The organism is Curtobacterium sp. A7_M15 (genome assembly GCF_030705415.1).
In the GTDB taxonomy this organism is placed as follows: Bacteria; Actinomycetota; Actinomycetes; order Actinomycetales; family Microbacteriaceae; genus Curtobacterium.
In genome coordinates this window covers 1-9,089 of sequence record NZ_JAUZED010000130.1, presented here as the reverse complement: position 1 = coordinate 9,089, position 9,089 = coordinate 1, and the positions used below count along the sequence as shown (strand labels likewise).

General features: G+C 71.3%; 7 protein-coding genes. 6 read left to right on the top strand and 1 reads right to left on the bottom strand.

What is annotated here, in order from left to right; all coding sequences use genetic code 11:
• Positions 1–62: 62 nt before the first annotated feature.
• Positions 63–839: an SDR family oxidoreductase gene (locus Q7F20_RS16470; RefSeq protein WP_305741152.1), complete on the bottom strand. Its 777-nt coding sequence runs from the start codon at positions 837–839 to the stop codon at positions 63–65.
• Positions 840–940: 101 nt separating this feature from the next.
• Here Q7F20_RS16470 and Q7F20_RS16465 point away from each other — a divergent pair, with 101 nt between their 5' ends.
• The 6 genes from Q7F20_RS16465 (at position 941) to Q7F20_RS16440 (ending at position 8,965) form a co-directional block, all read left to right on the top strand.
• Positions 941–2,032 carry an acyltransferase family protein gene (locus Q7F20_RS16465; protein WP_305741151.1) on the top strand — a complete coding sequence of 364 codons (1,092 nt, stop codon included), beginning with the start codon at positions 941–943 and terminating at the stop codon, positions 2,030–2,032.
• A gap of 271 nt (positions 2,033–2,303) precedes the next feature.
• Positions 2,304–3,635, top strand: coding sequence for a bifunctional o-acetylhomoserine/o-acetylserine sulfhydrylase (locus Q7F20_RS16460; protein ID WP_305741150.1), 1,332 nt, complete (start codon positions 2,304–2,306; stop codon positions 3,633–3,635).
• Between the two features lie 568 nt (positions 3,636–4,203).
• Positions 4,204–5,403, top strand: a complete 1,200-nt coding sequence (locus tag Q7F20_RS16455) for a homoserine O-acetyltransferase (protein WP_305741149.1) — start codon at positions 4,204–4,206, stop codon at positions 5,401–5,403.
• Between the two features lie 276 nt (positions 5,404–5,679).
• Positions 5,680–6,837, top strand: a complete 1,158-nt coding sequence (locus Q7F20_RS16450) for a sensor histidine kinase (RefSeq protein ID WP_305741148.1) — start codon at positions 5,680–5,682, stop codon at positions 6,835–6,837.
• 19 nt (positions 6,838–6,856) lie between these two features.
• A complete protein-coding gene (locus Q7F20_RS16445) occupies positions 6,857–8,179 on the top strand; it encodes a hypothetical protein (RefSeq protein ID WP_305741147.1) in 1,323 nt (440 codons plus the stop codon).
• Positions 8,180–8,293: 114 nt separating this feature from the next.
• Positions 8,294–8,965 (top strand): response regulator transcription factor, encoded by a 672-nt coding sequence (locus tag Q7F20_RS16440; protein ID WP_305741146.1) that lies wholly within the window; start codon positions 8,294–8,296, stop codon positions 8,963–8,965.
• Positions 8,966–9,089 lie beyond the last annotated feature (124 nt).

Here is a 9,089-nt window from a genome sequence, read left to right as displayed (position 1 = left end):
TGCCGGGTGCGCGGCCGAGCCGGCCCGGGCGCGTGCGCGGCGCGGCGCGGTCGAGCCGGGCGTCAGGCCCGCGGCGTCAGCTTCCCGCGCGCGAGCTTGTGCTGCGCCGACTGCGCCACCGGCCGGATCGTCACGAGGTCGAGGTTCACGTGCGCGGGCAGCTCGACCGCGTGCACGATCGCCTCGGCGACGTCCTCGGCCACGAGCGGCTCCGGCACGTCGTCGTAGACCGCCGCGGCCTTCTCGGCATCGCCACGGAACCGGGTGAGGGCGAACTCGTCGGTCTTCACCAGCCCCGGCGCGATCTCGACGACACGGATCGGCTCCCCGTTCAGCTCGAGCCGGAGCGCGGCCACGAGGGCGTGCTCGGCGAACTTCGCGGCGTTGTACCCGCCGCCGTTCTCGTACGCCACGTGCCCGGCCGTGCTCGTCACCGTGACGACGTCGGCGCTCCCGGCGGTCGCCGCACGCCGACGGAGGTGCGGCAGCAGCGCCGCGACGACCCGCTTCGTGCCGATCACGTTCACCTCGAACATGGCGCGCCAGTCCTCGACGTCCGACTCCTCGACCGACGCGGACCCGAAGGCACCGCCGGCGTTGTTCACGAGCACGTCCGCTCCCCCGAGCTCCTCGACGCGCGCGGCCAGCGCCTCGACGTCGGCGGCGCTCGTGATGTCCGCCACGAGGACGTCGGCCCCGGTCGACTCGGCGAGCGCCTCCAGCTTCTCCGCACGGCGGGCGACGGCGAGCACATCCCACCCGTGCGCGCGGAAGAGCCGGACGGTCGCTGCTCCGATGCCCGAGCTCGCTCCGGTGACGACTGCGCGACGAGATGCCATGTACTTCCTCCACGGGACGGAACGGAACGGAACGGGGTGGGTGGGTGTCCCGGTCCACCGTACCGATCCAGGAGGGTCACGATCAGGTACCGTGACCGGGGATGACGACGGATGCCGCCCCTCCCGCGCCCTCGGCGCCCGCCTCGCAGCTCGAGCCCGGACGTGCGAAGCGCCGTATCCCGATGTGGGACACGGCGCGGTTCCTGGCGGTCACGCTCGTGGTGATCGGGCACGCGATCCAGCGGCAGACGGCGGCGAGCGAGCACGCCCTGGCGCTGTACACCTTCATCTACGCGTTCCACATGCCGGCGTTCGGCGTGATCAGCGGCTACTTCTCGTCGGCGGCGACCCCGACGGCGGACCGGATGAAGCGGACCATCACGGACATCGTGGTGCCGTACATCATCATGCAGACGATCTGGACCGTCGTGCAGGCGCTGGTCGAGGGCGGGAAGACGTTCAACCCGACGCAGCCGACCTGGACGCTCTGGTTCCTGCTCGCGCTCGGGATCTTCAAGCTGATCCTCCCGTACCTCGCGCAGCTGCGCTGGCCGCTGTTCTGGGCGGTCGTGTTCAGCATCGGCGTCGGCTACTTCGACAACGTCGACTCCACGCTGTCCCTGTCGCGGGCGATCAGCCTCCTGCCGTTCTTCCTGCTCGGCTGGCAGGTGAAGCAGTGGGGGCTGTTCGACCGCTGGTACGAGGCTCCGCGGCGGATCGTGGTCCGGGTGCGCATCGCCGCCGGAGCCGTGTTCGCGGCGTGGGCGGTGTCGTGTGCGATCTGGATCCCCCAGTTCAAGGAGTTCGACCTCCACCACTGGTTCTTCTACGACGACTCGTACTCGGGCCTCGGCGAGGACGCGTGGTGGGCCGGAGCGGTCCGGTTCGGCCTGATGCTGTTGGCGACCGTCCTCACCGCGTCGTTCCTGCTGCTCGTGCCGCGCAGGAACGTGTGGATCACGCAGTTCGGCGCGGCGACGATGTACGTGTACCTGCTGCACACGTTCGTGCTCTACCCGATCCGCGAGTCCGGGGTGCTCGCCGGGGAGCACTCGAAGTGGCCGTACGTCCTGCTCATGGTGGGGATCGCCTGCGCCGTCAGCCTGTTCCTCGCGCAGCCGTTCGTCCGCCGCGGGATGCGCTGGCTCCTCGAGCCGAACGTGCGGTGGTTGTTCCGTCGCGATCCGGCGTAGGGACGCTCGCTCTTCGCACTGTGCGAGCCGCCGCGCACCGTGCGGGGGCACTCGCGTCCCACAGGGTGCGGAACCTCGCACGGTGCGGCGCGGGCCAGGAGGCGCGGCTCGGCCCCGCCACGGTCGTTACGCCCCGAGGCGGGCGCGCTGGTGCCGACGCTGCCACCTGCGTACCGTGACGGACGACGCACAGCCGCGCCGCGCCTCCTGGGCCGAGCGCTGGGCGACCTGACGACCCGAACCGACGACCGCCACCGGACAGGAGCACGAGATGACCCAGAACGACGCCGCCCAGTGGCGGTTCGAGACCACGCAGGTGCACGCCGGCGCGCAGCCCGACCCGACCACGGGTGCCCGCGCAACGCCGATCTACAAGACGACCTCGTACGTGTTCGCGAACTCCGACGAGGCGCGTGACCTGTTCGCGCTCGCCAAGCCGGGCAACATCTACTCGCGCATCATGAACCCGACCAACGACGTCGTGGAGCAGCGGATCGCGGCGCTCGAGGGCGGCTCCGGGGCGCTCCTGGTGTCGAGCGGGCAGGCGGCGGAGACCTACGCGGTCCTCAACATCGCGGGCGCCGGGGACCACATCGTCTCCTCGTCGTCGATCTACGGCGGCACCTACAACCTGTTCAAGTACACGCTCGCGAAGCTCGGCATCGAGACCACGTTCGTCGAGGACCAGGACGACCTCGACGAGTGGCGCCGCGCGATCCGCCCGAACACGAAGCTGTTCTTCGCCGAGACGATCGGCAACCCGAAGATCAACGTGCTCGACATCACCGGCGTCAGCGAGGTCGCGCACGAGTCCGGCGTGCCGCTGATCGTCGACAACACGATCGCGACGCCGTACCTCATCCGTCCGTTCGAGCACGGCGCGGACATCGTCGTGCACTCGGCGACGAAGTTCCTCGGTGGGCACGGCACGGTCATCGGCGGGATCATCGTCGACTCCGGGAAGTTCGCGTGGTCGCAGCACCCGGACAAGTTCCCGGAGTTCAACACGCCCGACCCCTCGTACCACGGCGCGGTCTTCGCCGAGGCCGTCGGCAACGAGCTCGCGTACATCGTGAAGGCCCGGGTGCAGCTCCTGCGTGACCTCGGTGCGTCGAACTCGGCGGACACCGCGTTCGCGTTGCTGCAGGGCATCGAGACGCTGTCGCTCCGCATCGAGCGGCACGTGTCGAACGCGCAGGAGATCGCCGAGTGGCTCGACCGACACCCGGACGTCGCGACCGTGGCGTACGCCGGGTTGCCGACCTCGCCGTGGTACGCCGCGGCGAACCGGTACGCGCCGAAGGGCGTCGGGGCCGTGCTGTCCTTCGAGCTCAAGGGCGGCGTGCCCGCGGGCAAGGCGTTCGTCGACAACCTGCAGCTGTTCTCGCACCTGGCGAACATCGGGGACGTGCGCTCCCTCGTCATCCACCCGGCGTCGACCACGCACTCGCAGCTCACGCCCGAGCAGCAGCTCACGACCGGTGTCACGCCGGGGCTGGTGCGGCTGTCGGTGGGGATCGAGAACGTCGAGGACCTGAAGGCGGACCTCGAGGCCGGGCTCGCCGCTGCCCGCGCGGTGTCGCAGGAGGGCCTGCGCGCGTAGGAGTGCCCGGCGCGTGGCGGGGCGGGCGCGGGGCGGTGCCGGCGCGGGGCGGCGCCCGGGTGCTCGGCGTGCCCGACTCGGAACGACGTGGTCGCTGTCGTACGAGCGACTACGTCGTTCCTTGCACACGCCGACAGTTGCACGCGCCCGACAGCGACAACGCGGGAGTCGAACGACGTCGACCACGTCGTTCCATGCGCCCGCACATAGTTGCCCACGCCCGCAGTTGCACGCGCCCGACAACGACAACGCCGATGTCGTACGACACCGACCACGTCGCTCGTTGCGCCCGCCCACACTTGCACGCGCCCGACAGCGACAACGCGGGTGTCGAACGACGTCGACCACGTCGTTCCTTGCGCCCGCCCACAGTTGCACGCGCCCGACAACGACAACGTCGATGTCGTACGGCGTCGACGAAGTCGTTCCGAGTCGGCGCCCGCCGAGCACGGCGCCCACCCTGCGCAACGCCGCCCGCCCACCGCGACCCGCCGCAGTGGACCCGCGACGCGCCGGACGTGACGTAACACTGTCGGCCGCGCCGCGCCTCCCGGGCAGACTGGACCCGATGGACTGGCAGACGACCCCCGAGGACTCCGTGCCGTCCACCCTCGTGCCCGGAACCGAGCTCGGCACCCTGGGCAAACCCCCGGTGACCGGCGCTTGGCGCCCGGGCGACCACCCCGGCTCCCGGCACTTCGCGTCGCTCGGCGAGCAGTGGGTGCGGGGCGGACGCATCCCGGCCGTGCGCGTGGCCTACGAGACCTGGGGCACCCTCAACGCCGACCGCGACAACGCGGTCCTGGTGTTCCACGCCCTGACGGGCGACTCGCACGTCGCCGGAGCGCCGGGGCCCGGTCACCGCACCGCGGGCTGGTGGGGTGACGTCGTCGGCCCGGGTCGGGCGATCGACACCGACCGGTGGTTCGTCGTGGCGCCGAACATGCTCGGTGGGTGCCAGGACACGACCGGGCCGTCCTCGGTGTCGCCGGACGGCCTCGAGTGGGGATCGCGCTTCCCCTTCGTCACCGTGCGGGACCAGGTGGCCGTCCAGGCGCAGCTGGCGGACCGACTCGGCATCGACGTCTTCGCGGCCGTCGTGGGCGGGTCGATGGGCGGCATGCACGCGCTCGAGTTCGCGATCACCCACCCCGATCGTGTCGCGCGCCTCGCGGTCCTGGCGAGCACGGCGCAGACCACGGCCGACCAGATCGCCGCGAACTCTCTGCAGCGTGCCGCGATCCAGATGGACCCGGCGTTCGCGGGCGGCGACTACTACGAGGCCGACGCCGGCGACGGCCCCCACCGCGGGCTGGCGCTGGCTCGGCGGATGGCGTTGATGACCTACCGGGCCTCCGACGAGCTGAACGGGCGGTTCGCGCGCTCGTGGCAGAGCGACGTGTCACCGCTCGGCGACGACGGCCGGTTCTCGGTCGAGAGCTACCTCGACTTCCACGGCAACAAGTTCACGCGCCGGTTCGACGCGAGCTCCTACGTGACCCTCACCCACGCGATGGACTCCCACGACGTCGGGGCCGGACGGGGCGGCATCGGAGCGGCCCTGGCGCAGGTGACGGCGCGCACGCTCGTGGTCGGGGTGTCGAGCGACCGCTTGTTCCCGATCGAGGACCAGCACCGGATCGCGGTGGGTGTGCCGGACACCCTCGACGGCGACCGCGCGGCGGTCATCGAGAGCGAGTTCGGGCACGACGGGTTCCTGATCGAGCACGAGGCCGTGGGCGCACACCTCCGGCGACTGCTGGACTGAGCGGGCACACGCGACGTGCGCCCGCCAAGCCGCACGCCCCACCGCGCCATGCTCCAGCCACGTCGCACGCCGGACCACGGCATGCTCCAGCCACGTCGCACGCCGGCCCGCGGCTCGCGGTTCTCATCGCACGCGCGATAACAATCCCGGCACCATCCGATCGACCGGGGCGCGCCGAACACCCCCCAACGGGTGTCGCGCGTGGAATGATGGCGTGGTGCCCAGCCTGAACCAGGCTCGGTTTTCCCTCAGCACACCGCCACGACCAGGACACCGATGGACTTCATCGCACAGGAACGCGACCGCTTGCTCCGGTCGACGACCCGTGTCGTCGGCATCGTCTGCGCCCTGGTGTCCGTCGTCGCGGTGATCTGCGCCCTCGCCGTCCCCGTCGTCCCGCTGCTCGGCGGTCTCGCCTGCATCGCGATCATGATCGCCGGGTTCCTGGTGTTCGGGTGGAACGCGTCGGTGTGGTGGACGGCCCTCATCCTCGCGTCGGGGCTCGGTGCGCTGGCCCTCCTGCTGCTCGGCGTCGACGAGGCGGTGCGTCCGGTCATCGCCTCCGCCGTGGTCCCGCTCGCGGCCGGCAGCATCTCGGCTCCGCTCATGTCCCAGCGCGGGAACCCCGTCGGACTCGGGCTGACGATCCTCGCCGGCGCGGTGGTGGTGGTCGCGATCGTCTGGGCGAGCGGCAGCATCCTGGCCGCACCGGTCACCGGCGCACTCCTGGGGTGGGTGCTCATCACCGTGGTGACGATCTGGATCTCCCGGAGCATCCCGCGCGTCGCCCGCCGGATCTACAGCATCGGCACCGCGCACCGCGCCGAGCGCCAGGCCAGCGAGACCGAGGCGCAGCGGCGGCAGGGCGCGCGGCTCCTGCACGACACCGTGCTCGCCACGTTGACGCTCCTCGCGCACTCCGGCGTGGGCGTCTCCGAGCAGGCGATGCGTGAGCAGGCCGCCGAGGACGCCCGACTCCTCCGCCACCTCCGCCTCGGCGCGACGCCGCAGCCGCAGCAGTCCGGCGACTACTCGCTCACGCGCGAAGAGGAGTCCCCGCTCGGTCAGACCCTCGAGTCGGTCAAGCAGCGCTTCGGCCGCATGGGACTCGAGGTCAGCTGGCACGGCACCGGCCAGGTCCTGCTCCCCTCCAACGTGCTGGACGCCTTCCTGCTCGCGCTCGGCGAGTGCCTCGAGAACGTCCGCCGTCACGCCGGCGTCGGCGAAGCGCACGTCACGATCGTGCACGACAACGAGATGGTCCGCGCGATGGTCACCGACTCCGGCGTCGGCTTCGACCTCACCCACGTCAGCGCCGAACGGCTCGGCTTCAAGGAGAGCGTGGTGAACCGCCTCCGCGAGGTCGGCGGCGACGCGAAGCTCTTCTCCGCGCCGGGATCCGGCACGACCGTCGTTCTGGAGGCGCCGCGATGACCCGGCAGGAGGCACTGCGATGACCCGCATCCCCGAGGACACCATCAGCCGTGGCCTCCCCGGAGAGACCGTGCAGCCCGCTCCGCGCACCAGACGGGAGGCGCGGGAGCGGTACCGGGGCAGCGAACGTCGGCAGGCGCGCGGCCTCCCCTCCACCTCCACCGGCGCGCGCTCGCTGCGGCAGGCCGCCAAGCCCGGCGCCTCGCTCGGCGCCGGCTACCTCGGACTCGGCGCCGCGGTCCTCACCGGCATCGAGGCCGTCGCGGGGATCGTCTTCTTCCTCATCCGCTGGACGGAGTTCACCGATCCGTGGCTGCCGGCAGCGGCCTGGGCGCTCTACCTCGTCGCGGCCGTCGGGGTCGGGCTCAGCCTGCTCACGTACGGCGAACGGCTGACCGGACTCGCGTTCGCGCTGATCTGCGTCGTCCTCGCCTGTGTCGTGACGCTCGACTTCATCGGCATCTGGCCCGAGCACGACATCGCCCACACCGCCTCGGCGTCCGTCGCCGCCGGGTTCGCGCTGCTGCCCGTCGCGACCCTGCGCCCGGCCCGCGAAGTCGCCGCCGCGATCGCCGTCCTCGGCCTCGCGTTCGTCGGGATGGCAGTGGCGTCGACGCCGATCACGAGCGACACCCTCCCCGCGATCGTGTCGACCGTGGCGCTCGTGACCGTCCCGCCGTCGATCGCGTTGTTCGTGGTGCACCGGTTCCGCCAGCTCGTGCAGCGCGAGCTCGACCGGGTCCTCGTGCAGAGCAACGTGCAGGCACCGCAGTTCGCCGTCGGCATGCTCGCCTCCGACGAGCTCGCCCGGCTCGACCTCGCCGCCGAGAAGCTCCTCGACGCCGTCGCCAACGGCAGCGATCCACTCCCGCTCTCGGACGCCTCAGCCTCGGTCGCCGCCTCGCTCGCCACCGAGTTGCGCCTGCACCTCATCGAGGGTCGCCGCGAGACCTGGCTCTACCACGCGATCACGGAGTCCGACAACCTCGGACGCTCGGTGAGCGTGGCCGACCCGCAGTCGCTCGCCGGCCACCTCTCGCCCGCACAGCGCGACGGCCTGCTGCAGACGCTGTGGCAGATGGTCGGCGACGGCAAGCAGACCCAGGCGGGCTCCCCCGTCGTCTCGGTGACCCTCGGTCCCGTCGGCTCGGACGGACACCCCGTCACCGACGAGACGATGGACGTCCCGATCGTCTTCGAGTCGCGCGGTGTCCCCCGTCGCCGACTCGGTCCGACCGCGTGGAGCGCCCTGCAGCGGATCGGTCCGTACCAGGACTCCGTCCGCGACGGCGTCCTGCACGTGGTCGCGCACTGCGTCGTCGACCGACATCCGTCGATGTAGTCGTCGCACGGAACCGGCTGGCCCGACTGCCGGACACCCTGACCAGCCTGCCCGTGCCACGTGGCCCGTCCGCCTAGGATCGGCCCACGACCGCCCCCGAGAAAGGACGCCACCATGGCGACTCCAGAGGAACCGATCCGACTCGCACTCGTCGACGACCACAGGATGCTCCTCGGGGCGCTCACCGAGTGGATCCGCAACGCAGCCGACGACATCACGCTCGTCGCCGCCGTCACCACCTGGCCCGAGCTCCTGACGAGCCCGGCGTTCCCGGTCGACGTCGTGTTGCTCGACCTCGACCTCAAGGACTCGATCCCGGTCTCGCTGAAGATCTCGACGCTCAAGACCGCCGGTGTGAAGACCGTCGTGATGAGCACCTACTCCGAGCCGAACGTCGTCCGCGAGGCCCTCGCCTCCGGCGCCCTCGGCTACCTCGTGAAGAGCGAGGACGCCGAGATGATCGTCGAGGCGATCCGCTCCGCGCAGCGCGGCGAGCAGTACGTCTCCGCCGAGCTCGACCTGGCGATCAACAGCGGCGACGTCGGCGGCGTGCCGAAGCTCAGCGCCCAGGAGCGCCGCGTCATGGCGCTGTACGGCGGCGGTGAGCCAGTCAAGAGCGTGGCGTACCAGCTCGGCATCTCCGAGGAGACCGCGAAGAGCTACCTCAAGCGCATCCGCGAGAAGTACCGCGTCGCGGGCTTCGACGTCGGCACGAAGGTGGCGCTGCGGAAGCGTGCGATCACCGACGGCATCATCGTCCAGGACGGCAGCCCCCTGAACCTCTGAGCGCGCGGACGCGCGCTCAGTGAGCAGAAATGGTCGGGTCCCCGAACGGGACCCGACCATTTCTGCTCACCATCGGGGGTCGACCGCACCAGCCGACGGACGGGAGGCGCGGTGCCGGCCCGGC